The sequence below is a fragment of the Amycolatopsis sp. NPDC051128 genome (assembly GCF_040682715.1).
Lineage (GTDB): Bacteria > Actinomycetota > Actinomycetes > Mycobacteriales > Pseudonocardiaceae > Amycolatopsis.
In genome coordinates this window covers 1-23,459 of record NZ_JBFBBN010000031.1, presented here as the reverse complement: position 1 = coordinate 23,459, position 23,459 = coordinate 1, and the positions used below count along the sequence as shown (strand labels likewise).

Below are 23,459 nucleotides of genomic sequence, written 5' to 3'. Positions count from 1 at the left end.
GCCCTTGACCAAAGAGTTAGAAGATTAAGAGATTTGGGTCACGACCGTAACCTCCCCGCCCCGGCAGGCCCAGAGAACGGCGTTCCCGGTTGGCGTCCGACGACATCGCGCGATTCGTGGAGATCAAGTGCCTGGTTCGACGCTTGGAAGTCCCGTCGCCATAGTGTAATTTATTTAACTATTAGAGACGCTCTCGTCTCAGGAGACGCCCGGCCGAGCGGAGGTGCGATGACGCAGCTTGCCGTCGTCGAAGGTCCCCACGCGCCGCACCTCGTGCCGGCGATGACCCCGGTACCGTCCGGTGCGGACTCGCCCCAGGAGACCGAGGCCGCGCACATCCTGCGCGCGGCGTGGGCGGTGCTCGAGCGGTCACACTTCCGTTCGCTGAAGATACGCCAGGTGCTGACCGCGTCCAATACGTCCGCCAGCACCTTCTACCGGTCCTTCCCCAGCAAGGCGCACCTGCTGCTGGCGCTGCTGGCCGACGAGACCGCGCGCGCGGACCGCACGCTCGCGAAGCGGATCGCCGAAGCGGACTCGGCCGAAGACCGGTTGCGGGCCTGGCTGAGGTTCAACGTCCGCACGGTCTACCGGCGGGAGCTCGCGGAACGCGCCCGGCTGTTCCTCGACGCGGGACTGCTCGAAGAACTCCCCGAAGAGGTGCACCGGCTCTACGACGTGACGGGCAGGCGGCTCGTGGAGGTGCTCCGCGGCGGCATGGCGGACCGGGTGTTCCGGGCCGGCGACCCGGTCGCCGACGCCGCGATGGTGCGGCACCTGGTGCGCGGGCTGTTCGCCGACGGCCTGAACGGCCGGCTCGGCATGTCCGAAGAGCAGGCCCTGCACACCGCACTGGACTTCGTGCTGCGGGCCCTGCGCCCGGCGTCCGACGCCGGCGAAGAGCGCACCCTGCGCGCCCTGTCCTGACGCACCCGCGCCGATCGGTGTCCGGCCGGCACAGCGGTCAGCCGGTCACCGGACGGCCGGACGGCGCGTCCGGCACCCCGGCCCAGAAGCCGTGCCAGGCCGGGTCCGCGCCGGGCAACGCCGGCGGACCACCGGTCCCCCAGCTGTCGAACCCCACGGCCTGCGGGTGCTCGGCCAGGTCCGCGGCGTACCAATGGCGCTCACGACGTCGCTCGAACAACCACTCGCCGTCGACCCGCCGGTAGACGTCGTCGTACCGGATCGCCATCACGATCCACCGGTCGCCGACCTCGTGCTCGGCCCGGCAGTACACCTGCCCGGTGGCCGTGGCGGGCGCCCCGTCCGGCCCGTCGGGGCCGAGGTCGATCCGGTGCCCGGCCAGCAGGTGCACCGAGCGGTAGAACCAGCGCAACCGCGGCTCGATGTAGTCGCGCAGCGCCGGCCGCCCCGTGCCCCGGCGACCCATGTCGACGTCGGGCACGAACAGCGCGACCCAGGCGTCGAGGTCCCGCTGGTCCACGGCCAGGGCGTACCGGATCGGGAGCTGCCCGATGTCCAGCCGCGCTTCGACCCGGGCCAGCCGCTGCTCGATCGTCCCGGCCATCACGCGCCTCCCGTCAGCATCAGCGTGTCACCGGTCAGGTACGCGAGGTCGTCGCTCACCAGCGCGACGACCGCCCGCCCGATGTCGGTCTCCGGATCACCCATGCGACCCAGGGGCATCGCCTTGGTCACCTTCCGGAACCGCTCGGGCTCGTCCCTGCTGAACTGCTCGGCGGCGGGAGAGAGCGCATTGGGTACGACCACGTTCACGCGGATGCCGTAGCGGCCCCATTCGCGCGCCGCCACCCGCGACAACCCGCGAATCGCCTCCTTGGCCATCGCGTACGCACCGAAAGTCACGTTGCCGTCGATGGCCGTGCTGGACCCGAAGTTCACGATCGAGCCGCCGCCCCTGGCCCGCAGCAGCGGCAGCGCCGCCTGCATCGCGTGGAGCGTCGCCAGCGGCCCGCTGCGCCAGCACACGTCCACGTCTTCGGGCGTCGTCTCGGCGAGCAAGCGCTGCACCGAGGTCTGGGCGTTGTTGACGAGCGCGTCGAGTCCGCCGAAGCGGCCGGCTGTGTCGTCGATGGCCGCTTCGATCTGGGCCCGGTCGGTGACGTCGCAGGCCAGCGCGATCGACGAGCCGCCGAAGGCGTCGATCTCGGCCACCACCGCCTCGCACTTCGAGACCGTTCGCCCGGCCAGCGCGACGCAGGCGCCTTCGCGGGCCAGCGCCAGCGCGGTCCCCCGCCCGACGCCCTGCCCGGCCCCGGTGACCAGGGCGACCTTCCCCGCCAGCCGCCGGCCGATGGTGCCCGGTGACGTCGTCGTGTCCGGCATGGACTGTCCTCCTGTCGTGCTCAACGCGGCGCGCCCAAGCGGGTCAGGCGCCGGGTGAGCGGGGTGTCGGCTTCCCGGCGCAGCCGGTACTCCCGGACCGCGCCGCCGGCGGCGTGCACCACCCGGCCCGTGACGTCGCCCGCCGAGTCGGCGACCAGCGCCAGGACGATCCGCGACACGTGCGCGGGCGCCAGGTCCAGCTCACCGCCGGCGCGGTCCAAGTGATCCTGCGACATGCGGGTGCGCGCGCCCGGTGACACGGCGTTCACCGTGATGCCGTGCGGCGCGGCCTCGTCGGACAACGCCATCGTCAGCCCCCACAACGCCGCCTTCGCCGCCGCGTACGCGACGCCGGCGTGGCAGCCCGTCCGCAGGCCCGCCTCGGAGATCGTGTTGACCACGCGGCCGTGGCGCCGGCCGCGCATGTGCTCGAAGGCCGCGCGGACGGTCCCGGCGCTGCCGATCACGTTGACCGCGAGGCAGCGCTCCAGTTCCTGTTGGGACAGTTCACCCACCCCGGCGCCGGTGAGGATGCCCGCGTTGTTGACGAGGATGTCCAGTCCGCCGAAGGTCCCGAGCGCGCACCGCACGGCCGCCTCGGCTCCGCTGAAATGGGAGACGTCGGACCGGTCGGCAACGGCCGTCCCGCCCGCCGCGACGATCGCAGCCACCGTCCGCGCGGCGGAATCGCCGTCCTCGGCCGCGGTCCCGTCGACCGAAACGGAGAGGTCGTTGACGACCACCGCCGCGCCCGCCGAAGCGAGCGCCAAGGCGTGCGCCCGGCCGAGTCCCCGGCCCGCGCCGGTGACGAGCGCGACCCGGCCGGCCAGGGATTCGCCGGCCGGCCGCGCCGTCGCCGCCTCGTACTCCGCCATGTCCCGACGGTAGCCCGCCGATCGGGCGCGGCGGAGAGGGTGCGGAGGGAACCGGGTTCGGGTGCGTCAGCCGGCGTCGTGCGTCGGGTCCGCCGCCCGCAGCAGCGGCGCGAGCCGGGTCGCGATCGTCGTGACGTGCCGGGCGACCAGGTCCTGGCCCATGCCCGCGAGGCCCGCCCAGAGGTACACCGCTTCGACCGGCGCGCCCGCTGTGTAGTCCAGGATCCGGGCGGCCACGTCCTCCGGGGTGCCGTAGAAGAAGTAGTTCAACGACGTACGCGGTTCCCCGGCGCGGAGCCGCTCGGGATCGACCGGTCGCGCGGGTGGCAGCGCGGTGCCCTGGCGGGCGTGCCGGGCGTAGGAGTCCACCTGTGCCGCCAGGTGCCGGGAAACCACCGGCCAGTCCCGCTCGGGGTCGTCGGTCACCCAGGCCTGCACACCACCGGCCATCCGCCCGCCGGCCGGGTCGTGCCCGGCCTCGGCGAGCGCCGCACGGTACGGCTCCCAGCTGCGCGCGTCCGCCGTCAGCAGGTGCTCACCCAGCAACCCGGCTCGCCGAGCGCCCTTCGGCCCGAGGTAACCCATCCAGATCGGCAGCCGGGGCTGCACCGGAGCCGGCGTCACGGCGCCCGACCGCCACAGCTCACGCACTTCCCTGGCCCGCGCGTCGTTCTCGGCGTAGCGGGTCCGCATCGACGCGCCGTACAGTTCGAACTCCGTCGGGCGGTACCCGGCGCCGAGCCCGAGGTCCAGCCGGCCGCCGCTGAGGAGGTCGACGACCGCGGCCTGCTCGGCGATCTCGGCCGCCCGGTGCAGGGGCGCGACCACCACGCCGGTACCCAGCCGGATCCGGGTGGTCCGGGCGGCGACCGCGGCCAGCAGCGTCAACGGGGCCGGCAGGTAGTCGTCGTCGAAGCCGTGGTGCTCGGTCACCCACACCGAGTCGAGCCCCAGCCGCTCGGCCTCCTCGCACAATTCGAGGAATTCGCCGTAGAGCTGCACGGGGTCCCGGCGCCAGGGCGCGGGATTGCGCATGTCGAAGTACAGGCCGGTTCGCATGGACCGCTTCCCTCCGGGTTCCGCGGTCAGCCGACCGACGGCTGGTACATCACGGCGCTCTGCCCGCAGTCGACCGGGATGGCGACGCCGGTGATGGCCGAGGCTTCGTCGGAAGCGAGGAAGGCCACGAGGTTGGCGATGTCGCCGGGCTCTACCATCCGCCGCAAGGGCAGCTGCCGCACGTACGCGTCGAAGTCCGACCCGAAGAACGCCTCCAGGGATGGGGTACGGACCGACCCCGGCACCACGGCGTTGACCCGGACGCCGAACTCCCCGGCCTCGACCGCGGCCTCCCGGGTCAGCTGGACGACACCGGCTTTCGCCACGCCGTAGTAGGGCGTCACACCCGGCACCTTCGCCAGCCCGGCGAGCGACGACGTGTTGATCACCGCACCCCGGCGCCGCGGGGCCATCACCCGCAGCGCCGCCCGCACGCCCCGGAAGGTGGCGCCGAGGTTGCCGTCGATGCCTCGCGCCCAGGTCTCGTCGGTAACGTCCACAATGGCCGACCGGCGCCCGAATCCGACGTTGTTGTGCACGATGTCGACCCGGCCGTGAGCGGCGACGACCTTGTCGAACAGCTCGTCGATGAAGCCCTCACCGAGCACGTCACCGACCGCGGCCTCCGCCGACCCACCGGCGGCGGCCAGTTCGGTCAAGGTCTCCTCGGCGGCTTCCGCCGAAATGTCGTTGACGACGACGTGCGCCCCGCCGGCCGCGAGCCGGAGCGCGCTCGCCCGGCCGATCCCCGAGCCCGCGCCCGTGACCACCGCGACCTGACCCTCGAACCCTCGCATCGTGCCGACCTCCCGAATGGACTTTCCCGGCGGGCACGCTCGTGCGGCGATGCCGGCGGTCCCAGGGTGAACGGTAGGAGCACGGCGTGCGAGCGTCCAGGTTCCGGCCCCGAACGCGGTTCCCGCCGGCGGCCTCCGCCACGCGAGAGTTCGCGCGGCGGGGTGTCACCGTCGATCCGTTGTCGTCCGCCTTGGTCGGTGCCCTCGGGGCGACGTCTTCCGCGCTGCACCAGATGAGGCGTCGCCGCCCCGATCCGCGACGAAAGCACGCGGGAGCAGCGCTACGGCCGCCTGGTGTACGGGTCCAGCGGCATGGCGGAAGGCCCGGGCGCGCCGGACATGATCGTGCTGACCGCCGAGCCGGGCACCCCCTCGCACGACGCGCTGCGCATCCTGGCCTCCTGGGACGGCGAGGAGGTGCCGGGCGGCGGCGGAACCCTCACCGCCCGGCAGCCACTGCGCTGGTGCGGTGACCAATATTGATCACTGGGTTGGGAGGCAGTACATCGGGCTCAGTCGACCAGCTTGCGCAGGGTGCGCCCGGCCAGGTCGACCACACCGGGCTGGTGTCCGTTGGTGACCAGGTTGATGATCAGGCCATCGACGCCAGGATCGAGGACCCTGGCTTTCAGGTCTGCGGCGACCTGGTCGGGATCACCGACGAACTGGCGAGCCGTGACCGCCGCACGCTCTTTGTCGGCGAGCGCGTCGAGGTCGATTCCTCGGCTGCGCAGGAAGGCACGCTGCTGCTCCCTGGCCCGGTCGCCGTTCTCGTCGATCATCACGAAGCCCAGAAAGCTCGTCTCCAACGTGGACCGGTCCCGGCCCGCCTCGTCGCATCGCTGGTCGAGCGCATCGAGCTTGCGAGGCAGATCTGCCGGGTCGCAGATGATGTTGAGGTGCTGGGCGAAGCGCGCCGCCAGTGCGAAGGTCTTCTTCTCACCGCTGCCACCGAGCATGATCGGCAGGTCGTCGCGAATCCTGGGCTCGTTGATCGCGTTCTCGGTGTAATACCACTTGCCGTCGAAGGTTGGGCGCTGACCGCGCAGCATCGGTTCGATGATCTGCAGCGCCTCGTCGAGTCGTTCAAACCGGTCGGTGAAGGTGCCGAACTCCCAGCCGAACTGCCGGTGTTCCAGTTCGAACCAGCCTGCGCCGATGCCCAGTACCGCACGTCCGCCACTGACCACGTCCAGCGTGGTGACGCTCTTGGCCAGCATCGGCGGGTTGCGGTAGGTGTTTCCGGTGACAAGCGCGGACAGTTGGATCCGCGAGGTGGCGGTGGCCAGTCCGCTCAGCGCGGAGTACGCCTCCAGCATCGGTTCGTCCGGCTCGCCGATGCCGGGCAACTGGTAGAAGTGATCCATCACGAACGCGGCGTCGAAGCCGGCATCTTCCGCCTCCCGCACCTGGCGGATCACAGTGGGGAACAGGTCCGTGACCGGCGTCCCGTAGCTGAAGTTGGGGATCTGGTAGCCAAGCCGAATGCTCATAGTCTCGACGCTAAACCCTGGAGTGCACTCCAGGGCAAGCTGCAGGGACCTCGCCGAGGATGACCCGGTCCGGGCTCATCCGCAACGGCATGGATGACATCCCGCACGGTGTCCTCGTCCGCAGCCACCAGCCGGGCGATCGCCGGCACACTCCTCAGGTCACGCACCCGCACGGCGGGTCGCTCACCAACCCGGTGATCGTTATGTCAGCTCGTCGCGGACGACGCGCTCAGCGTCCGCATCGCCGCGACCTTCGGACTGGCCGACGCCGGTCTGGCGCACGAGCTGAGCGAAACCGGCCACGCGGGCGGAAAAGTGGTCCTGATCCCGTAGCGCGGGTCCCGGCCGCGACGTCCCTACCCAATACCCGAAAGAGGAAGCATGCTCACCCTCGAGAACCTCGACGACTCCACCCCGTTCGTCGGCCGGCACAACGTGGAGACCGGGCCGGTCACCATCATCAACACGTTCGTGGCACCCGAAGGCAAGACCGACGAGGTCCTGGCCGCCTGGGCGGCCGACGCGCAGTACATGAAGGACACGGGGAACCTCCTCGCGGTGCAGCTGTACCGCGGCATCGGCGGCAGCCGGCTGTTCACGAACGTGGCGGTATGGAAGTCCCCCGCCGCCCTGCGGGCCGCGTTCAACTAGGTTTGTTCAAGCCACTGAAACCGTTTACCTGAAGCTGGAATGTTCGGGTCCCCAGAGGTTGACAACCGCCGAATCAACTCGTTTGCATCGGTTCATCTCGGCGGTGACTGACTGACCGGAGGCCGACGATGTCCCACAGTCCCCGTTCACCAGATAATTCTTGCACTGCAGTGTGTACGCGTTGGCCGCTCGGGCGTCGTAGCGCCCGCACGCGGTACCGAGCGGCGATGGCTTCTTCAAGCCTCAGACGAACGGGACGTGCCCCAGCCGGTAGCCGACGCTGTGCACGGTCGTGACCACCTCCCGGCCCAGCTTCTGGCGCAGGTGGTACACATATGTGTCCACAATGGATTTCGCTTGCCGGTCCGGGAAGATCAACGCGTGCAGGCGGGCACGGGACACCACCCGGCCCGGCTCGGCGCCCAGCACGGCGATCACGGCGCACTCGCGCCCGGTCAGCCTGACCCGGGTGCCGTCCTCGTGGATCACCACGCGCCGGGTCACGTCGACCCGCGCCGCGCCCAGGTGGACCGTCCCCGTGCGGTACGGGCTCCTGCGGTGCAACGCCCGCAGACGGGCGAGCAACTCCTCGGCGTCGGTCAGGCTGTCCACGCAGTCGTCCGCGCCGGCCTGCAGGCACCCGACCCGATCGCGCACCTGCCCGTCCGTTGTCAGCATGATCACCGGGGTGAGCACGCGCGCCCGGCGCATCCGCCGCATCAGGTCCAGACCCCGACCCGACTGGAGCTGTCCGTCCAGGACGACGACGTCGAACTCCCTCGACAGGGCCCGATCCAGGCCGATCCTGGCGTCGGCGGCCCGCTCGACCACGCAGTTACCGCCGCTGAGCGTGTCGCCGAGCCGAGCCGCAACCCGCGGGTCGCCGGTGATCAGCAGGACGCGGATCACCGCGCCCGGCGGTCGCTGCTCGAGCACGGGCGCGAGGCCGGGACGTCCACGCATGGGATCTCCTCCTCCGCTCTGAGGTACCCACCGGACGCGGGTGCCCGATCCCGGAGCGCCACGGAGGGCAGGGGCCCTGCTCCCGCTCTCCTCATAGCGGCAGCGCGCCACAGGTCGTCGTTGTACTTTCAACTACTAGCACAGTCCGGAAAGTTTCCATACCACCTCATGGCCGGACAATTCCGGACGTGAGGTCATTCACCCGGCGGCCGCGGCCGGTTCCCCCGCAGGGCGCAGCAAAGCGGGCAGCTGCGCGGCCACGGCGGCGAGCGGCGAGTCCGGCAGCCAGAGCAAGCGTGTCCTGCGCCAGAGCCCGGCATCACCCAGCCGCACCAGGACCACCCCCGCACCGGCTGGCTCCTGCGGTGACAGGACCGCGACCGCGCGCCCGAGCCGGACCAACGCCTCGGTGCTCGCGCGGTCCACCCCGCGGTGGCGCAACCGCGGGCTGAATCCGGCCCGGGAACAGGCTTCCTGCAAGCTCCGCCACTCTTCCTCGGACTGCTCGACCGGCACGGCCCAGCCCTCCCCCGCCAGGTCGGCCAGGACGACCGAACGCCGGTGCGCCAACCGGTGTTCTTCGGGCACCGCGACGAAAAGCGGTTCCCGTCCCAGATCGTGGTCGAGGAAGCCGCCCAGCCGGGGCCGCGGCCGGTGCGCGTGCTCGGTCAGCACGACGACGTCCAGCCTGCCTTCTTCGGTCGCCGTCAGCAGTTCCTCGGCGTCGCCGCCCACCGAGATTTCGTGGTCTCCTCCCGGCAGCAGCTCGGCCAGCGCCATCGTGATCCGCGGGAGGTGCCGGTTGTCGGTGGCGCCCACGCGCACCGTCGTGCCCGGAGCCACCCCGCGGCCCAGCACCCGGGCGCTGGCGACGAGTTCGTCGAAGCGGGCCAGCAGATCCCGGGCCTCGGCGACGAACTGGGTGCCGAGCGGGGTCGGCACGACCCCTTCCGCGCGGCGCTCGAACAGCTCGGCCCCCAGGTCCTGCTCGATGCGCTTCAGCTGCGCGGTCACCCCCGGCTGGGCGACCCCGATGGCCATCGCGGCCCGCCGGATACCGCCCGCGTCGGCGACCGCGACCACGAGCGCGAGGTGGCGCAGGGTCAGCTCCATCGCCGTCCGATCCGGCGCAGGCCCGGCGCGACGACGGCGCACCCAGCGAGGGAGACCGCGGTCGCCCACCCGGCCGTGACGTGCATGGCGTGGACGTAAGCGGCGTCGGCCGCCGTGATCAGCTCCGGGCGGCCCAGCGCCGCCGCGGCCGCCCGGGCGCCCTCGGCCGAGCCACGCGCCTGCTCGGCGGCCGGCCCCGGCAGCCCGCCCAGCGCGGGGGCGACCGACGTGCGGTAAGCCAGCGTCAGCACCGTGCCGAGCACGGCGACGCCGATCGTGCTGCCGAGCGGCCGGGTGACGGTGGCCAGTGCCGCACCGGCGCCGGCCCGGTCGTCCGGCAGCCCGCCGACCAGTCCCGAGGTCAGTGGGGCGAACGCCAGCCCCGTACCGAAACCCTGGACGAACAGCACGGCGACGACCAGCGCGATCGGGGTGCGCTCGTCGAAGAACAGGTACGCGGCGTACGTCAGCGACGCGGCCACGAGACCGGCCAGAACCGTGCCTCGCGCGCCGAACCGGTCCACGGCGGGCGAACACACCCGGTTGCCGGTCACGATGCCCACCGCCGCCGCGAACATGACGAACCCGGCTTCACCGGGGGTCAGGCGGTGCACGCCTTGGAGGAAGAACGCGCAGTAGAACAGCTGCCCGGCGAGCCCGGCGAAGCTCAGCAGCAGGCCGAGGATGCCACCGCCGAAACCGTGTTTGCGCAGCAGGCGCATGTCGAACGCCGGGTGCCGGGCCCGCAGCTGGTGCACCACGAACACGGCGAGCAGCACCGCCCCCGCCGCTAGCGCGAGCAGCGCGACCGGCGTGACTTCGCGTCCACTTTGGACGATCCCGCCCACCAGTGCCGCGAGCCCCAGCCCGGACAGCGCCGCGCCGGGGAGGTCGAGCGGCCGGAGCCGGCCGGGCACCGGGAGCCGGGGCAGGAACACGCCCAGGAGCAGGAGACCGCCGACGATCGGGAGGTTCACCAGGAAGACCGCCGGCCAGGCGAAGTGGACCAGCAACAGCCCGCCGAGCACCGGTCCGACCGCGACGGCCACCCCGGCCGCGGACGACCACAGCGCCACGGCCCGCGCGCGCCGCCCCGGCGGAAGCCCGGCGGTGACGAGGGTCAGCGTCGCGGGGGCGATCAGCCCGCCGCCCGCGCCCATCACCGCGCGGGCCGCGATCAGGGCGCCCCCGTCCGGCGAAAGCGCGGCCGCCGCGGACGCGGCGCCGAGCAGGCACAGGCCAGGCAGCAGCACCCGGGACGCCCCGAAGCGGTCGGCGAGCGCACCCCCGGTGAGCGTCACCGCGGCGAAGACCAGCGGGTACGCGCTGACGGCCCAGGCCAGCTCCCCGGTGCCGGCACCGACCCCGCGGACCGGGTCGGCCAGCACGTCGATCGCGACATTCATGATCGTGTTGTCGAGCAGGACCAGCGTGTGCGCGACCAGCGCGACGACCAGCATCAGCCGTCCCCGCGCGACCCGGGTCGCGTCGCCGGAAACGGCGGCGGAACCGGTCACGGCATCCGCTCCCGGCCGAGCGCGAACTGCAGGGTGTACCGGGCGACCCGGCCACCGAGGTGCTCCGCCGTCGCGAGGTCCGATTCGTGCATGGCGGCCGGCTTCTCGTCCAGGTTGGACTGCGCGGCCGCGCCGAGGTGGAACCCCAGCCGGTTGAGGTCGCCGGGGCCGCCCTTGGTGGTGTTCCAGCCCGGGCGCAGGCCCAGACCGACCCACAGCATCCCGTGCTGCGCGGCCAGGGTGGCGAAATAGGACAAAGTGCTCGATTTGTCGCCGGCCTTGGCCCCCGAGTTCGTGAATCCGGCGGCCAGTTTTCCGGTCCACCGCCCCGTGAACCAGCGCCGGCTGCTGGCTTCGGCGAAGGTGTGGAACGCCGCCGACGCCGTCCCCATGTAGGTCGGGGCGCCGAACACGATCGCGTCGGCGTCGTCGAGGCGGAACCAGTCCTCGGCGGCGATCCGGCCGACGTCGATCGGGTCGACCAGAACCCCTTCCACCGCCTTGACTCCGGCTTCCACCGCCTCGGCCAGCCGCGCGGTGTGCCCGCGGCCGCCGTGGTAGGCGACCGCCACACGGACCTCGGAAGTCACCGTTGCTCCTCTCTCGCCGGTCCGCCGAACATCGCACTGAAACCTGAGAAACCAATCAAGAACCAGGCGAACACCACCTGGCGATATTCTCAAAAAGCGATAACCGCCGAGTTATCACCGGTTGGTATTTGATTTCCGAAGATCGCCCCGAGCAGACTTCCGTGGTGTACGAGCACATCTCGGCCGCACCGCGGAAGGAGGCCCATGACTGTCGACGGCAAGGCCCTGCGGATGCGCAGGCTTTCTCGCACGGGGGACGGGAAGCACTTGTTCGTCCCGCTCGACCACAGCGTCTCGGACGGCCCGGTGAGCGACCGCTCCGGCTGGGACAGCCTGGTCCGCGCGATCGCCGGCTGCGGCGCGGACGCCCTGGTGCTGCACAAGGGCCGGGCCCGCACCCTCCTGCCCGCCGCGCTCGGTGACTGCGGGCTCGTCGTGCACCTGTCCGCCAGCACCGCGCACGCCGCGGACACCGACGCGAAGGTCCTCGTCGGCGACGTGGACGACGCGCTGCGGCTCGGGGCGGACGCGGTGAGCGTGCACGTCAACGTCGGCTCCGCCACCGAAAGCCGGCAGCTGGCCGATCTCGGCCTGGTCGCCGGTGCCTGCCAGCGGTGGGGCATCCCGCTGCTGGCGATGATCTACCCGCGTGGACCGCGCATTGCCGACCCGCGGGACGTCACGCTGCTGTCCCACGCGGTGAACATCGCCGCCGACCTCGGGGCCGACCTAGTGAAGACGGCGGTGCCCGCCGACCCGGCCCGGATGGCCGAGGTCGTCGAGAGCTGCCCGATCCCGGTGCTGTGCGCCGGCGGCCCGCCCGACGCCCGCGACCCGGCGCCGGCCGCGGCGGCGCTGATGGCCGCCGGGTGCGCCGGGCTCGCGGTCGGCCGCCGGATCTTCACCGCGGAGAACCCCGCGGTCACCGTCGCCCGGCTGGCCGCGGTGGTCCACGCGGCCGATCCCCGTTCGCTGTCCGAGTCCCTCACTCCCCTCACGACAGGTGCCGCATGAAACACGCATGGATCGACGTCCGGGCCGTGCCGGCCGACCAGCTCGAGGCCGTGGTGGACGCGGCCATCCACGCCAAGGCCCAGGCGGTCGTCTCCGCCGACGCCGGGCTCCTCGCCAAGCTGCCGCCGACGGTCACCGGGGTGCTCGTCGGCGAGGGCGACGCACCGGTGCGCGTGACACCGGTCGACGACGAGGCCGCCCTCGCCGAGCTGGTCAGCGGCGACGGCGACCGCGCCGGCTGGGTGCACGTCCGCGACGACCGCACGCTGCAGCTGGCCTGTGCCGCCGCGATCGAGCTGCCGTACGCGATCGTCGAGTTCGCCGACCCCACCAAGATCCCGCTGGAGATCGTGCTGGCCGCCGCCGACAAGGCACCCGGGCAGCTGATCACGGTGTGCGCCGACCTCGAAGAGGCCGGCATCGTGGTCGACGTCCTGGAGCGCGGGTCCGAGGGAGTCCTGCTCGCCCCGCGCACCGCCGAGGACGTGTTCGCGCTGACCCGCCTGCTGTCGGGGACGAGCCCGCGGCTGGAGCTGACCACGCTCACCGTGGACCGGATCGAGCACCACGGCCTCGGCGACCGCGTCTGCGTCGACACCTGCACGCACTTCCGGGAGGACGAGGGCATCCTGGTCGGCTCGTACTCAACCGGGTTCGTCCTGTGCTGCAGCGAAACCCACCCGTTGCCATACATGCCGACGCGGCCGTTCCGGGTCAACGCCGGCGCGCTGCACTCCTACGTGCTCGGGCCCGGCAACCGCACCAACTACCTGTCCGAGCTCGGCTCCGGCAGCACCGTGCTCGCCGTCGACTCCGACGGCCGCACCCGCCGCGTGGTCGTCGGCCGGGCGAAGCTGGAGTCCCGCCCGCTGCTGACCATCACCGCGCATTCGGGCGACGGCGTCGTCGTCAGCCTCACCGTGCAGGACGACTGGCACGTCCGGGTGCTCGGCCCGGGCGCGAAGGTCCGCAACGTCACCGAGCTGCAGAACGGGGACGAGCTGCTCGGCTACCTCGCCACCGACCAGCGGCACGTCGGTATCCCGATCGGCGAATTCTGCCGGGAGTCCTGATGCCGGGCGCCATGGCGGACCTCGTCACGCGGCTGTTCGACGCCCACCCCGGCACGGGTCCCTACCTCGCCCACGGCGACGACGTCCGGACCCGCGGCGACGTCCGCGCGCAGGTCGCGGCCGAAGCGGCGGTGTTCGCCGGCGCCGGGATCACCGAAGGCAGCACCGTGCTGCTGCAGGTGCCGCCGAGCTACACGCAGGTGCAGGCGATGCTGGCCCTGTGGTCGCTCGGCGCGCAGGTGATGCTGGTCGACCACCGGTTCAAGCCGGCCGAGGTCGAAGTCGTCAAGCAGGTCGGCCGGCCGCAGTTCACCGTGCGCGGCGGGCCGTCCGGTGCCACGCCGGCCTTCGCGCGGGAGTACGAGCTGGTCACCGCCCGGATCGGCGGCGCACCTGCCTCGACCGCGCACCGGCTGGTGCAGTTCAGCTCCGGTTCCACCGGCGTGCCCAAGATGATCGGCCGGACGCCGGCGTCGATCGCCGCCGAGATCGACCGCTTCACCCGCGTCGAGGGCATGCCCGGTCCCGGCGACCGGGTGCTGCTGCTCAGCTCGACGGCGCACAGCTTCGGCCTGATCGCCGGGCTGTTCCACAGCCTCGCGCGGAACGTGACCGCCGTGTTCGCGAGCAGGCTGAGCGCCGCCGACCTCCTCGCGACCGCCGCGCGGTACGACGTGCACGCCATCTTCGGCACCCCGTTCCACTACGCGCTGCTGGCCACGGCCAAGGAGATCCCGCCGCTGCCGTCGCTGCGGGCGGCGGTCAGCGGCGGCGAGATCATGGAGCCGGCGGTGGCCGCGGAGTTCAGCCGCCGGTTCGGGATCGGCGTCGGCGAGTCCTACGGCACCACCGAAACCGGCGTGCTCGCCATGGACGTCAGCGGGCGGCTGCGGCCGTCGGTCGGCCGCGCCGCCCCCGGCGTGGTGCTGCGGGTCGAAGACGGCGAGGTCGAGGTCCGGCTCGACGAAGGTTCCCCGTACCTCAACGGAGGCGGCGACCGGTACGCCGACGGCTGGCTGCGCGTGCGCGACCGGGCCGAGCTCGACGCCGACGGCCGCCTGCACCTGCACGGACGCGGCGATTCCCTGGTGGTGATCGGCGGGCTGAAGGTCGACCTCGGCGAGGTCGAGGCCGCGCTGCGCGCCCACGCGGACGTCACCGAGGCGGTGGCCGTGCACAGCGGGACCATCGCGGCCTACGTCGTCGGCGACACCACCCCCGCGGAGCTGCTGGCCTGGTGCGGCGAGCGGCTCGCCGACTACAAGATCCCGCGGGAGATCCGCGTGCTCCCCCGGCTTCCCCGCACCCCCAACGGAAAGCTCGTCCGCCGGCACGACGTGCTGCGCGCGGCGGCCGTGCCCGCCTGACCCCGCGAGCCGAAACGAAAGGCGAAACCCATGCAGACCACGCTCGAGTCCGAGATCCGCGAGTTCGTGCTCAAGACCATCGTCGAGGATCTGGGGCAGCCGCTGGATCTCGGCACCGTCGAGGACAGCGCGACACTCGGCGCGGCGGGGCTGGACCTCGACTCGCTCAGCCTCATCGAGTTGACGATGCGCCTCGAGCGCCGGTTCGCCGTCGAGTACCCCGAGGACAGCATCGAGCCGGTCGGCGCGATGAGCCTCGGCGAGCTGGTGGCCGACACGGTGGCCCGGGGCGCGAAGGCATGAGCACCGCCCCCGGCGGGCCGGTCTCGGCCGCCCAGGTGCGGGAACTCTTGGCGGATCCGAAGATCTTCCCGTACCTCGCCGACGACGACACCGAGTTCGTGTTCGACTCCCTCGGCCTGGTCTGGTTCCTCCACCTGCTCGAACTCCGCCGCGGTGTGCTCGCCGAGGCGGACGAGCCGTGCTTCGCGGGGCCCACTTCCGCGCGGCGCATCGCGGCGTACCTGACCGAGGTGGCGGTGCGATGACCGATGTGGTGGTGACCGGGTTCGGTGTGCGGACCGCGTTCGGCGACGGCGCCGACGCGCTGCGCTCGGGCGTGTTCGCCGGGCGTGCGGGGTTCGGCCCGATCGAGCGCTTCGACACCGCGGGCCTGCGGACGTCCGTCGCCGCGTGCGGCCCCGGCACGGACACGCCGCCGCTGCGGGCGGCGCTGACCGCGGTGGCCGACGCGGCGGTGGCGATGGCCGGGCTGCCCCCGGGCCGCGACACCGCGGTGCTGGCCGGCGCGGCCGGTGACTTCACCGCCGTGACCGCGTTCTGGGCCTCCGGTGACACCAGCCGGGTCGAAGACACGGTGGCGAGCGGGTTCGCCGACGCGCTGGCCGCGCGGCTGGGCGCGCGCGGGCCCCGGACGACGTTCACGACCGCCTGCGTGGCCTCGGCGAGCGCCCTCGTCCACGGCTGCCGCCTGATCGCCGCCGGCGTCGTCGACAGCGCCGTCTGCGCCGGCGGCTACCTCGTCGAGCCCGAGAACCAGGCCAAGTTCGACGCCGGACGCGCGCTCGCCCGCGACGGCGTGATCCGGCCCTTCAGCCAAGGGCGGTCCGGGCTGCTGCTCGGCGACGGCGTGGCGGCGGTGGTGCTCGAATCGGGTGCGGCCGCCGCGCGGCGAGGCGCCGAGGTGCTGGCGCGGGTGCCCGGGTGGGGCACGGCGTCGGACGCCCACCACGTCGCCCGCCCGCACCCGCGAGCGCGCGGCCTGGTGCTCGCCGCGCGGGCGGCACTGCGACGGAGCGGATCCGTGGACTACGTCAACGCGCACGGCACCGGCACCTCGTTCAACGACAGCGCGGAAACCGCGGGGCTGCGCGAGCTGTTCGGCGCGGCCGCGCCCGACGTCCCGGTCAGCTCGACCAAGAGCACCACCGGCCACATGCTCGAAGGGGCCGGTGCCGTGGAGTTCGTCGTCACGCTGCTGGCGCTGCTCGACCGGACGGTGCCACCGACCGCCGGGTTCACGGGCCGGGACCCGGACTGCGACCTGGACTACGTGCCGAACGAGGCGCGAACCGCGCCCCTGCGCCGGGCGCTGACGGTGAACGCGGCCTTCGGCGGGGCCAACACGGCACTCGTGCTGGAGCGCCCGTGAACGTCCTCGCCGCGGCGATCGGCGACTCCGCGACGGCTCCCCCGGTCGCCGGGTTCATCGAGTCCCCCTTCAACCCGCTGGCGCACCAGGTCGCCACGGAACTGCTGGCTCAGTCCGCTGTGGACGGCTCGCGCACCGGCGTGGTGCTCGCCAGCGAACTGGGCGACAGCGTCACCACGGACCTCGCCAGCCGGCTGCTGGCCGAGGGCGAGCCCGCCAACGCGCTGCTGTTCATGCAGGCCACGGCCAACGCGATCCTCGGGCGGATCAGCATCGAGCACGGCCTCACCGGGCCGCTGCTGTCGGTCTCGCCGAGCGCGCACCCCGCCTCCGGCCCGCTCGACCTGGCCGCCCTGCTGCTCGACGACGACCTCGACCGGGTTCTCGTCCTGGGCGTCGAACTCGCGGGCACGCCGCGGACCGACGCCGTGCACCGGGCACGCGGGGCCGAGCCGCCGCCGGCCGACCTCGCGGCCGGGCTGCTCGTCGGCCCCGGCTCCGCGCTCCCCCGGCCCTATCCCGCCGGCGTCGCCGGGCTGCTGACGCTGGCCCGCTCCGCCACCACGACCGCGCCCGCCGGGCGTGACGAAGGAGAACGACGATGATCACGAAGGCCGAACGCGCGCAGATCTTCGCCGACCCCACGCTCGGCGCGGGCAACGTCCTGCACCGGGTGCTGGCGTACGGCCACCCGCGCGACGACGAGGCAGTCTGGACGGACGGCACCTGGCTCGCCCCGGACGGCACGAACCCGGCGGTCCTCTCCCTGGGCGAGCTGGACGACGTGGTCCGGGCCTACGCGTCCTGGTACCACGCGCAGGGTGTCGGGCCGCGCGACCCGGTGGCGATCCAGACCTTCTCCAGCACCGAGTTCGCCGTGAACTTCCTGGCGCTGACCTCGCTCGGCGCGATCCCGTCGTTCGTCAACGGCAACCTGCGGCCGGAGATCGCCCGCGAGTACGTGCGCCGGCAAGGCGCGGTCGGCGTGCTCACCGACGAAGCGCACCGCGAGGTGTTCGCCGGGCACCTCGGCGAGCTCGCGCTGGGCTTCGGCGTGACCGCCGCGGACGTGCGCGGAACCGGCTCGCTGCCGGCGGCGTTCCCGTACGCCCACGACCGCACGGACCCGATCATCATCTCGCACTCCTCCGGCACGACGGGCATGCCGAAGGCCGTGCCGCACACGCACGAGACGCTGCTCTACGCCCAGCTGCACCGGCTGAGGCTCTCGACCGGGACGTCGATGGGCCGGCTGCTGGTCGCGCTGCCCGGCTCGCACAACGCGTCGATCTCGGTGCTGCTGTTCGGCCTGCTGCTGCGCTCGCCGGTCTACCTGCAGTCCAGCCAGCGCGGCGCGGACGTGCTCGACGCGGCCGAGAAGTTCAAGCCCACCACCATCTTCGGGTTCGCCGGCACCTACGGCGAGATGGCCGCGCACGACCTGTCGAAGCGTGATCTGTCCTCTGTGGAGGGCTGGTACAACACCGGTGACGCCGCCCACGAGGCGCACGTGCGCGCGTTGATCGCCCAGGGCAGCCACGAGTGGATCGGCCCCGACTTCAAGCGCGTCCGCGTCCCCGGCTCGGTGTTCACCGACGGGCTCGGCTCGTCCGAGACCGGGTACTCGATCTTCCACAACGGGCACCGGCCGGGCAGCGCCTCCTACGGCCGCTGCATCGGCAAGCCGATGAGCTTCGCCGAGGCCGCGGTGCTGTCCGAGGACGGGAAGCCGTTGCCACCCGGCGAGATCGGCAGGCTCGGCGTGAAGTCGCCGACGCTGACCCCGGGCTACTGGAACGACTCGCTGACGTTCCACCGGCTGCGGCTCGGCGGCTACTGGCTCACCGGCGACCTGTCCATGCAGGACGAGGACGGCAACTTCTACCACCTCGACCGCGCGCCGGACGCGATCCGCACCGCCGCGGGGCTCGTGCTCAGCACCCGCACCGAGGAGCTGCTGCTGCGGGAGCTGCCGGAGCTCGCCGACTGCACGGTGGTGGCCGTCGCCCCCGACGGCGTACGCGCCGACTGGGACGGCGACGGCGTCGCGGAGGCTTATGTGCTGCTGCAGACCACCGGGTCACGGGCCGACTGGACCCGCGTCGTCAACGAAGTCCTCACGGCGGCCGGGTTCCCGGCGCTGACCCGCGCGCTGGTGATGGACGCGAGCGAGGTCACCAAGGGCGCCACGGGCAAGGTGCTCAAGCGTGAGCTGCGGGAGCGCTTCCGCGCGAAGCTCGTCGCCGGGGAGCGCGCGTGACTCCGGAACCCCCGAACCTGCGGGCGATGGACGCCTACCGGGCGTGGTGGCTGCACGACGCGCGCTGGTACCAGGGCGTCGCGAGCCGGTTCGGCCAGGAGGTGGCGAACGAGATCAACGCCGAGGCGCTGCGGTTCGTCGCGGAGAACATCGGGCGCAAGGTGGCCAAACGCACCCGGGACGTCGACCCCGGCATCAAGGGGTTGTGCGAGCGGTACGAGGCGTGTGCGGAGGCGATGTTCCCTTCGGAGCTGCGCGACGGCGGCGTGGACGTCGTCGACGACGATCTGCTGGAACTGACCATGCGGCGGAACTTCGCGGTGACGATGGTGCGGATGGCGGGGTCCATCGAGGGTTACGAGTGCCCGTGCACGGAGATCCACGCGGGCTGGTCGGCCGGGCTCGGCGTCGAGCTGACCGAGAACCGCGCGACCGGCTGCCTGCGCCACGGCGACCCGGCGTGCCGGCTGCTGATGCGCGTCCACGGGATCCCGGAAGAGGAGAACTGACGTGCGGATTCTGGTCGCCGGCGCGACCGGCGTGCTCGGCCGGGCCCTGCTGCCGCTGCTGGCCGAGCGAGGCCACGACGTGATCTCCCTGGTGCGCTCCCCCACCCCCGGCCACGTCGTCGTCGCGGACGCGCTGGACCGCGACGGTGTGGTGGCCGCGGTCCGCGCCGCGGCGCCGGACGTCGTGGTGCACCAGCTGTCGGCACTGCGGTCGCCGTCGGCGTTCGAGGAGACGGCCCGGCTGCGGACGGAGGGCACGGAGAACCTGCTGACGGCGGCGCGCGCGGCCGGGGTCCACCGGTTCGTGGCACAGAGCATCGCGTTCGCGACGGCGCCGGAGGGCCCGGCGGTGGTCGACGAAGACGCGCGGCTGTATACGGACGCCCCGGACGAGGGGTGGGCGCGCACGGTCCGGGCGGTGGCGCGGTTGGAGGAGCTGACGCTCGGCGCGAGCGGGATCGTGCTGCGCTGCGGCACGCTCTACGGCCCGGGCACGCAGTACGCGCCGGACGGCGCTGTCGGCGCCGCGCTGGCGAAGGGCCGGTTCCGCCTGCCGGAAGAGGCGACGGGCCGCACGTCGTTCGTCCACGCGGCCGACGCCGCGCACGCCACGGCCCTGGCCGTGGAGGCCGAGGTGACAGGTCGGTTCAACATCACCGACGACGAGCCGGTGACGGGAGCCGAGTGGGTGCCCCGGCTGGCTGGGCTCCTGGGTGGTCCGTCACCGCGGACGATCCCGGCCGACATGGCTCGGCGCCTGCTCGGGTGGTTCCCGACGTACCAGCTGACCGCCCTGCGCGGCGCGTCGAACGAACGGGCCCGCCGGGACCTGGGCTGGAAACCGCGGTACTCGCAGTGGCACATCGGAATGGCCGGCCCTTGACTCGGAGCGCCGGACGCAACGCCACATCGGGGCGCATGAGCCGGGCCTCCGCTGCTGTTGTCGACGACGATATTCACCCGAGGACGCTCGGCTGAGCTGGGAGGCCTCCTCGATCCCGCTCCGGACCAGGCAAGTTCACGCGCCTCCGGTCCTTCGCCCCCAGGGCTGACCTGAGGCCTTTCGGCCCTGTGCGCCGTCCGGACGGCGTGGTCAACTGGATGGCCGCGCGGACGCCGTCCGCGCGGCCGCCGGACAGGAGAAAGCGGATGACCAAGTTCGTGCAGACCATCGAGTTCAATACCACCCGGATCGACGAGCTCACCAGCGCGATGGACGCCTGGCTGGCCGAAACCGAAGGCTCCCGCGTGCCCACCCGCGGCGTCCTGACCAAAGACCGCGACCGGGCGGACACCTACGTGCAGATCGTCGAGTTCCCGTCCTACGAAGAGGCGATGGAGAACTCGAACCGGCCCGAGACCACCGCGTTCGCCAAGTCCATGGCGGAACTCTGCGACGGTCCCGCGGTATTCCGCAACCTTGACGTCCTGCGCGAGGAGGCCATGTAGCGGCAAGGGACCGGCAGGCGGTCCTACTTGGGCGGCAGGGTGCGGGGCGAATGTGGTGCCCCGGCCGACCCACCGGCGGAGATCCGAGGCCTGACCAGGCGAACCAGGCCGCCGCCATCCAGTGGCGCAGGGTCTCATCGCCCGCCCGCCCGCCCGTCCTGACAGCCCAGCGGGCTCGCGCAGCTCGCCGGGGTGGCGCCCGGACTGCAGGCCGCCGCCATCCTCGCTCGGCGTACGCCTGCCGCGTATGGTCCGATATCTGTGCACTCTTCTCCGCCGAACCGGCCGATCGTCGGCCCGGTCCTGGCGAGCGCCCGCGCCGGACGGGTCGACGAAGCCATCGCCGTCATCAATGCCAATCTTTGGTTCCGGTCATCTACTTGCGCGAATGCGATGATCACGGGGTGACGGATTCGACCCCAGTCGAGCCAGCCGAGGAACCTTTCGGCTGGCTCGAGGCCGTAACTACTCCTACGCCAAGCAGACCCTTCCGACGGCGCGAACCTGCCCCGAATCCCGCTGTACGCCGGTGACCAGTTTTCTGTGATGCAGGCAAGTTCGCATATCAGCCACCACTAGTCGGCCGACGAGGGTGACACTCAGAGCTCCCTCTTCGGCACCCGCGTGGTGCCCCTGAGCGCCGGCGTCTACGCAAGAACCCTCCGGCACGGCGAAGTCGACAACGGCGATCGTGTTCACGTGCCACCAGGCTGGGAATTGAAGTTCGATGTAGTGTCGCCGCACGGACTCACGTAAACGGGAAAAATCATTCTTTCCCGGCTTTTGGTCGGTAATTCTTGCCCCACCTCGACTTTCTCGCCTGAATCCCGAATCGAAATGATGTACGCCTTGTTTCCCCCACAGGGGAGAGTCATCCTTGAGGCGGTGGTAGTCGAATAATAGAGCCTGTTCAGGGTGGCGATGTCCGATGGCGGGTCCGCTGACGGCGCAGAACTGGTCCCTGCGAGGCGGCTGGTTCGATGCGTGTAGATGCACGGTGCTGTGCCCGTGCTCATGTGCTTCGCGCTGCGCCTCGTCGGCCCGCTCGTCGAGAAAGAGCGCGGCATAGGCGTCGCTGTGCTCGCCCCGTACGTCGCCGACGAACGAACCCAGCATCGCCACGTTGAACCTGTCCAGGCGCGTGTCCTCCTATGTCCCCTCCGTGATGTGCCAGACCAGGACGCCGTCGCAATCCCCGAAGGTCGGTGGCTGCGCCCTCCAGACCATCTTCGGTGGGCAGGTTGGCGGCTGGCCGGCGCAACGCGGCGAGATGTCAGGCACTGAGATCCGGGATGGAGTTCGTGCCCATCGACGCGTCGATCGCCGAGGACCTGGCCGGCTGGAGCGTCGAAATTCCGGGTCGGGCGTCGGCCAACGTCGAGGCGCTCACCGGACCGACCACACCGGAAGGCGCGCGCGTGCAGGCGCACATGGGGCCGGGACAGGTAGCCACCTGGGGGATGGCCACCTCGGACGAGGCCGACGCATTCGGGTTCCATTGGTCGCGCCCCTCGTGGGACAACGCCTGAGAAGTTAGTCCGGGATAGAGACAAGAGAGAAGAAAAATGCGTAGGTTTCTGATTGTTGCCGGAGCATTTGTGGCATCGCTGGTGATGTTTGCCGGGGTTGCCTCAAGCCACGAATGTTACATATCTTCACGGTCCACTCGGGGTGATCTCCAGGCAGGGCTTAATTCCAAGGTCTGGTCCGTTCTGACGGTCTCGGATCTCGCCGGGTTCGCCCCTCCGGGTACGGACGCTGCCTGCTTCGAGGCGTACTGGCTGGCCAACGGCGGCCCAGCATCGTTCACGGTGCGGTCGGACAAGACCATCGGGGAGGGTAGCAGTAACCCCAACTTGAGCGACGGAAAGGGACTGGAGCACGCCGAGGATGTCTACGGCGGGCTGTTCTTCAACGCTGTTGTGGCCTGCCAGGTCTGACAATCAGAACAGGAAAGGAAAGCGATGACAGAAGTAACCGGCCAGATGGAGGTCCGGAGTTTCGACTCCCCCGACGAGGTTCGTGAGTTCGCCGGTCACGGGCACGCCGACGCGGTCACCCTGGCCAACGGGAAGACGGCCCTGAGGGGTCACTACGAGCCTGGCTGGCAGTGGAGCAAGGACGTCCGGCCCATCGCGGGCACGGAGCTGTGTCAGGTCTCGCATCTCGGATTCTGCGTGGCCGGCCAGATGGACGTGACCATGCCGTCGGGCGGTGACTCGCAAGTGGTCCACATGCGGGCGGGTGACCTGGCACGGATACCTCCGGGTCACGATGCCTGGGTCGTGGGTGAGGAGACCTGCGTGTTCATCGACCTGGGTGACGTCGGTTCCTACGCGCAGTCCAAGACGTGACCCGTCTCGGGTAGAATCCGGGGCAGTACGGCGGGGGTGGTTCCTACTCGGAAACGGGTGCGCTCTGTGGAATCGCCTCCGCCCGGCTTTCTTGGCCGCCACGTGGCCGAGCTGGAGAGCCCTCCCGCGTCGGACGGTGGACGCGCTCGCATCAGGCCGACTGAGACAGGACACCTCGTGTCCTGTCTCAGTGCATCTGGCGTCGGCGCCCCTTCTCGACCTGCGCGGACTCAGTCCCTCGGCGCCGACGCCACCCTCTCGCGAGACCTGCCCGATTGGCCCGGTTTCAGGAGCTCGCCCACAGCCGTGAATGGCACATTGAGGGACATAGAGTCCCTCAATGTGCCATGTGCGCTGAAGGCCCGGCGCGCGAAGCGGATTAGCGTCGCAAGT

Annotated in this window: 27 protein-coding genes and 2 pseudogenes; 18 read left to right on the top strand and 11 right to left on the bottom strand. The window is 71.6% G+C overall.

Annotated elements, in window-relative coordinates:
* Positions 1–228 precede the first annotated feature (228 nt).
* A complete protein-coding gene (locus AB0M82_RS27855; RefSeq protein ID WP_364727699.1) occupies positions 229–927 on the top strand; it encodes a TetR/AcrR family transcriptional regulator in 699 nt (232 codons plus the stop codon).
* Between the two features lie 37 nt (positions 928–964).
* Here the strand turns inward: AB0M82_RS27855 and AB0M82_RS27850 are convergent, their stop codons facing one another.
* The 5 genes from AB0M82_RS27850 to AB0M82_RS27830 all read right to left on the bottom strand — a co-directional run bounded on the left by AB0M82_RS27850 (position 965) and on the right by AB0M82_RS27830 (position 5,041).
* On the bottom strand, positions 965–1,531 hold the full coding sequence (locus tag AB0M82_RS27850; protein WP_364727696.1) for a nuclear transport factor 2 family protein: 567 nt from the start codon (positions 1,529–1,531) through the stop codon (positions 965–967).
* Positions 1,531–2,310 (bottom strand): SDR family oxidoreductase, encoded by a 780-nt coding sequence (locus AB0M82_RS27845; protein WP_364727694.1) that lies wholly within the window; start codon positions 2,308–2,310, stop codon positions 1,531–1,533. The genes AB0M82_RS27850 and AB0M82_RS27845 overlap by 1 nt, the downstream gene beginning before the upstream one ends.
* A gap of 20 nt (positions 2,311–2,330) precedes the next feature.
* Complete coding sequence (locus AB0M82_RS27840) at positions 2,331–3,185, bottom strand: SDR family NAD(P)-dependent oxidoreductase (protein WP_364727691.1); 855 nt, start codon at positions 3,183–3,185, stop codon at positions 2,331–2,333.
* Positions 3,186–3,251: 66 nt separating this feature from the next.
* Entirely contained in the window at positions 3,252–4,244 is a 993-nt protein-coding gene (locus AB0M82_RS27835; RefSeq protein WP_364727689.1) for an LLM class flavin-dependent oxidoreductase, read from the bottom strand.
* Positions 4,245–4,270: 26 nt separating this feature from the next.
* The gene (locus AB0M82_RS27830; protein ID WP_364727686.1) at positions 4,271–5,041 is read right to left on the bottom strand and encodes an SDR family NAD(P)-dependent oxidoreductase; all 771 of its coding nucleotides are present in this window, start codon (positions 5,039–5,041) and stop codon (positions 4,271–4,273) included.
* A 294-nt stretch (positions 5,042–5,335) separates the two neighbouring features.
* Between AB0M82_RS27830 and AB0M82_RS27825 the strand changes: the two genes are divergently transcribed.
* Entirely contained in the window at positions 5,336–5,524 is a 189-nt protein-coding gene (locus AB0M82_RS27825; protein ID WP_364727683.1) for a hypothetical protein, read from the top strand.
* Between the two features lie 29 nt (positions 5,525–5,553).
* Here the strand turns inward: AB0M82_RS27825 and AB0M82_RS27820 are convergent, their stop codons facing one another.
* Positions 5,554–6,534, bottom strand: coding sequence for an LLM class F420-dependent oxidoreductase (locus AB0M82_RS27820; RefSeq protein ID WP_364727681.1), 981 nt, complete (start codon positions 6,532–6,534; stop codon positions 5,554–5,556).
* A gap of 207 nt (positions 6,535–6,741) precedes the next feature.
* On the opposite strand from AB0M82_RS27820, the pseudogene AB0M82_RS27815 reads away from it, so the two are divergent.
* Together AB0M82_RS27815 and AB0M82_RS27810 are read left to right on the top strand one after the other, a co-directional pair.
* Positions 6,742–6,867: pseudogene (locus tag AB0M82_RS27815) on the top strand (zinc-binding dehydrogenase); the annotation flags it as partial.
* 48 nt (positions 6,868–6,915) lie between these two features.
* On the top strand, positions 6,916–7,185 hold the full coding sequence (locus AB0M82_RS27810) for an antibiotic biosynthesis monooxygenase family protein (protein ID WP_364727678.1): 270 nt from the start codon (positions 6,916–6,918) through the stop codon (positions 7,183–7,185).
* A gap of 243 nt (positions 7,186–7,428) precedes the next feature.
* Here the strand turns inward: AB0M82_RS27810 and AB0M82_RS27805 are convergent, their stop codons facing one another.
* From AB0M82_RS27805 to AB0M82_RS27790, 4 genes are all read right to left on the bottom strand, one after another.
* The gene (locus tag AB0M82_RS27805; protein WP_364727675.1) at positions 7,429–8,148 is read right to left on the bottom strand and encodes a response regulator transcription factor; all 720 of its coding nucleotides are present in this window, start codon (positions 8,146–8,148) and stop codon (positions 7,429–7,431) included.
* 198 nt (positions 8,149–8,346) lie between these two features.
* Complete coding sequence (locus tag AB0M82_RS27800; protein ID WP_364727672.1) at positions 8,347–9,261, bottom strand: LysR family transcriptional regulator; 915 nt, start codon at positions 9,259–9,261, stop codon at positions 8,347–8,349.
* Positions 9,252–10,778, bottom strand: coding sequence for an MFS transporter (locus tag AB0M82_RS27795; protein WP_364727669.1), 1,527 nt, complete (start codon positions 10,776–10,778; stop codon positions 9,252–9,254). The genes AB0M82_RS27800 and AB0M82_RS27795 overlap by 10 nt, the downstream gene beginning before the upstream one ends.
* The gene (locus tag AB0M82_RS27790) at positions 10,775–11,368 is read right to left on the bottom strand and encodes a flavodoxin family protein (protein WP_364727666.1); all 594 of its coding nucleotides are present in this window, start codon (positions 11,366–11,368) and stop codon (positions 10,775–10,777) included. The genes AB0M82_RS27795 and AB0M82_RS27790 overlap by 4 nt, the downstream gene beginning before the upstream one ends.
* 204 nt (positions 11,369–11,572) lie before the next feature.
* Between AB0M82_RS27790 and AB0M82_RS27785 the strand changes: the two genes are divergently transcribed.
* From AB0M82_RS27785 to AB0M82_RS27735, 11 genes are all read left to right on the top strand, one after another.
* A complete protein-coding gene (locus AB0M82_RS27785; protein WP_364727663.1) occupies positions 11,573–12,382 on the top strand; it encodes a 2-amino-3,7-dideoxy-D-threo-hept-6-ulosonate synthase in 810 nt (269 codons plus the stop codon).
* Positions 12,379–13,455 (top strand): 3-dehydroquinate synthase II, encoded by a 1,077-nt coding sequence (locus AB0M82_RS27780; RefSeq protein ID WP_364727660.1) that lies wholly within the window; start codon positions 12,379–12,381, stop codon positions 13,453–13,455. Before AB0M82_RS27785 ends, AB0M82_RS27780 begins: the two co-directional genes overlap by 4 nt.
* The gene (locus AB0M82_RS27775) at positions 13,455–14,822 is read left to right on the top strand and encodes a fatty acid--CoA ligase family protein (RefSeq protein WP_364727657.1); all 1,368 of its coding nucleotides are present in this window, start codon (positions 13,455–13,457) and stop codon (positions 14,820–14,822) included. The genes AB0M82_RS27780 and AB0M82_RS27775 overlap by 1 nt, the downstream gene beginning before the upstream one ends.
* A gap of 30 nt (positions 14,823–14,852) precedes the next feature.
* The gene (locus AB0M82_RS27770; RefSeq protein ID WP_364727654.1) at positions 14,853–15,125 is read left to right on the top strand and encodes an acyl carrier protein; all 273 of its coding nucleotides are present in this window, start codon (positions 14,853–14,855) and stop codon (positions 15,123–15,125) included.
* A complete protein-coding gene (locus AB0M82_RS27765; protein WP_364727652.1) occupies positions 15,122–15,370 on the top strand; it encodes a hypothetical protein in 249 nt (82 codons plus the stop codon). Before AB0M82_RS27770 ends, AB0M82_RS27765 begins: the two co-directional genes overlap by 4 nt.
* A complete protein-coding gene (locus tag AB0M82_RS27760) occupies positions 15,367–16,494 on the top strand; it encodes a beta-ketoacyl-[acyl-carrier-protein] synthase family protein (protein ID WP_364727649.1) in 1,128 nt (375 codons plus the stop codon). The genes AB0M82_RS27765 and AB0M82_RS27760 overlap by 4 nt, the downstream gene beginning before the upstream one ends.
* Positions 16,491–17,099, top strand: a complete 609-nt coding sequence (locus tag AB0M82_RS27755) for a beta-ketoacyl synthase N-terminal-like domain-containing protein (RefSeq protein ID WP_364727647.1) — start codon at positions 16,491–16,493, stop codon at positions 17,097–17,099. Before AB0M82_RS27760 ends, AB0M82_RS27755 begins: the two co-directional genes overlap by 4 nt.
* The gene (locus AB0M82_RS27750; RefSeq protein ID WP_364727644.1) at positions 17,096–18,754 is read left to right on the top strand and encodes a class I adenylate-forming enzyme family protein; all 1,659 of its coding nucleotides are present in this window, start codon (positions 17,096–17,098) and stop codon (positions 18,752–18,754) included. Before AB0M82_RS27755 ends, AB0M82_RS27750 begins: the two co-directional genes overlap by 4 nt.
* A complete protein-coding gene (locus AB0M82_RS27745; protein WP_364727641.1) occupies positions 18,751–19,263 on the top strand; it encodes a hypothetical protein in 513 nt (170 codons plus the stop codon). Before AB0M82_RS27750 ends, AB0M82_RS27745 begins: the two co-directional genes overlap by 4 nt.
* Before the next feature lies 1 nt (position 19,264).
* The gene (locus AB0M82_RS27740; RefSeq protein WP_364727638.1) at positions 19,265–20,146 is read left to right on the top strand and encodes an NAD(P)-dependent oxidoreductase; all 882 of its coding nucleotides are present in this window, start codon (positions 19,265–19,267) and stop codon (positions 20,144–20,146) included.
* Positions 20,147–20,412: 266 nt separating this feature from the next.
* Complete coding sequence (locus tag AB0M82_RS27735) at positions 20,413–20,712, top strand: hypothetical protein (protein ID WP_364727635.1); 300 nt, start codon at positions 20,413–20,415, stop codon at positions 20,710–20,712.
* A gap of 1,017 nt (positions 20,713–21,729) precedes the next feature.
* Here the strand turns inward: AB0M82_RS27735 and AB0M82_RS27730 are convergent.
* A pseudogene (locus AB0M82_RS27730) lies at positions 21,730–21,939 on the bottom strand (DUF1326 domain-containing protein); the annotation flags it as partial.
* 65 nt (positions 21,940–22,004) lie between these two features.
* On the opposite strand from AB0M82_RS27730, the gene AB0M82_RS27725 reads away from it, so the two are divergent.
* The 3 genes from AB0M82_RS27725 (at position 22,005) to AB0M82_RS27715 (ending at position 23,066) form a co-directional block, all read left to right on the top strand.
* The gene (locus tag AB0M82_RS27725; RefSeq protein ID WP_364727632.1) at positions 22,005–22,241 is read left to right on the top strand and encodes a DUF1326 domain-containing protein; all 237 of its coding nucleotides are present in this window, start codon (positions 22,005–22,007) and stop codon (positions 22,239–22,241) included.
* Positions 22,242–22,310: 69 nt separating this feature from the next.
* Positions 22,311–22,652, top strand: coding sequence for a hypothetical protein (locus AB0M82_RS27720; protein WP_364727629.1), 342 nt, complete (start codon positions 22,311–22,313; stop codon positions 22,650–22,652).
* 24 nt (positions 22,653–22,676) lie between these two features.
* Complete coding sequence (locus AB0M82_RS27715) at positions 22,677–23,066, top strand: cupin domain-containing protein (RefSeq protein ID WP_364727627.1); 390 nt, start codon at positions 22,677–22,679, stop codon at positions 23,064–23,066.
* Positions 23,067–23,459: the final 393 nt, after the last annotated feature.

Bases quoted from the DNA above. Each gene is read 5' to 3' on its own strand.
- AB0M82_RS27725 (WP_364727632.1), top strand. From the start codon at position 22,005: ATGGAGTTCGTGCCCATCGACGCGTCGATCGCCGAGGACCTGGCCGGC.
- AB0M82_RS27735 (WP_364727635.1), top strand. From the start codon at position 20,413: ATGACCAAGTTCGTGCAGACCATCGAGTTCAATACCACCCGGATCGAC.
- AB0M82_RS27775 (WP_364727657.1), top strand. From the start codon at position 13,455: ATGCCGGGCGCCATGGCGGACCTCGTCACGCGGCTGTTCGACGCCCAC.
- AB0M82_RS27780 (WP_364727660.1), top strand. From the start codon at position 12,379: ATGAAACACGCATGGATCGACGTCCGGGCCGTGCCGGCCGACCAGCTC.
- AB0M82_RS27770 (WP_364727654.1), top strand. From the start codon at position 14,853: ATGCAGACCACGCTCGAGTCCGAGATCCGCGAGTTCGTGCTCAAGACC.
- AB0M82_RS27840 (WP_364727691.1), bottom strand. From the start codon at position 3,185: ATGGCGGAGTACGAGGCGGCGACGGCGCGGCCGGCCGGCGAATCCCTG.
- AB0M82_RS27830 (WP_364727686.1), bottom strand. From the start codon at position 5,041: ATGCGAGGGTTCGAGGGTCAGGTCGCGGTGGTCACGGGCGCGGGCTCG.
- AB0M82_RS27805 (WP_364727675.1), bottom strand. From the start codon at position 8,148: ATGCGTGGACGTCCCGGCCTCGCGCCCGTGCTCGAGCAGCGACCGCCG.
- AB0M82_RS27835 (WP_364727689.1), bottom strand. From the start codon at position 4,244: ATGCGAACCGGCCTGTACTTCGACATGCGCAATCCCGCGCCCTGGCGC.
- AB0M82_RS27810 (WP_364727678.1), top strand. From the start codon at position 6,916: ATGCTCACCCTCGAGAACCTCGACGACTCCACCCCGTTCGTCGGCCGG.
- AB0M82_RS27760 (WP_364727649.1), top strand. From the start codon at position 15,367: ATGACCGATGTGGTGGTGACCGGGTTCGGTGTGCGGACCGCGTTCGGC.
- AB0M82_RS27750 (WP_364727644.1), top strand. From the start codon at position 17,096: ATGATCACGAAGGCCGAACGCGCGCAGATCTTCGCCGACCCCACGCTC.
- AB0M82_RS27820 (WP_364727681.1), bottom strand. From the start codon at position 6,534: ATGAGCATTCGGCTTGGCTACCAGATCCCCAACTTCAGCTACGGGACG.
- AB0M82_RS27850 (WP_364727696.1), bottom strand. From the start codon at position 1,531: ATGGCCGGGACGATCGAGCAGCGGCTGGCCCGGGTCGAAGCGCGGCTG.
- AB0M82_RS27800 (WP_364727672.1), bottom strand. From the start codon at position 9,261: ATGGAGCTGACCCTGCGCCACCTCGCGCTCGTGGTCGCGGTCGCCGAC.
- AB0M82_RS27855 (WP_364727699.1), top strand. From the start codon at position 229: ATGACGCAGCTTGCCGTCGTCGAAGGTCCCCACGCGCCGCACCTCGTG.
- AB0M82_RS27785 (WP_364727663.1), top strand. From the start codon at position 11,573: ATGACTGTCGACGGCAAGGCCCTGCGGATGCGCAGGCTTTCTCGCACG.
- AB0M82_RS27845 (WP_364727694.1), bottom strand. From the start codon at position 2,310: ATGCCGGACACGACGACGTCACCGGGCACCATCGGCCGGCGGCTGGCG.
- AB0M82_RS27715 (WP_364727627.1), top strand. From the start codon at position 22,677: ATGACAGAAGTAACCGGCCAGATGGAGGTCCGGAGTTTCGACTCCCCC.
- AB0M82_RS27765 (WP_364727652.1), top strand. From the start codon at position 15,122: ATGAGCACCGCCCCCGGCGGGCCGGTCTCGGCCGCCCAGGTGCGGGAA.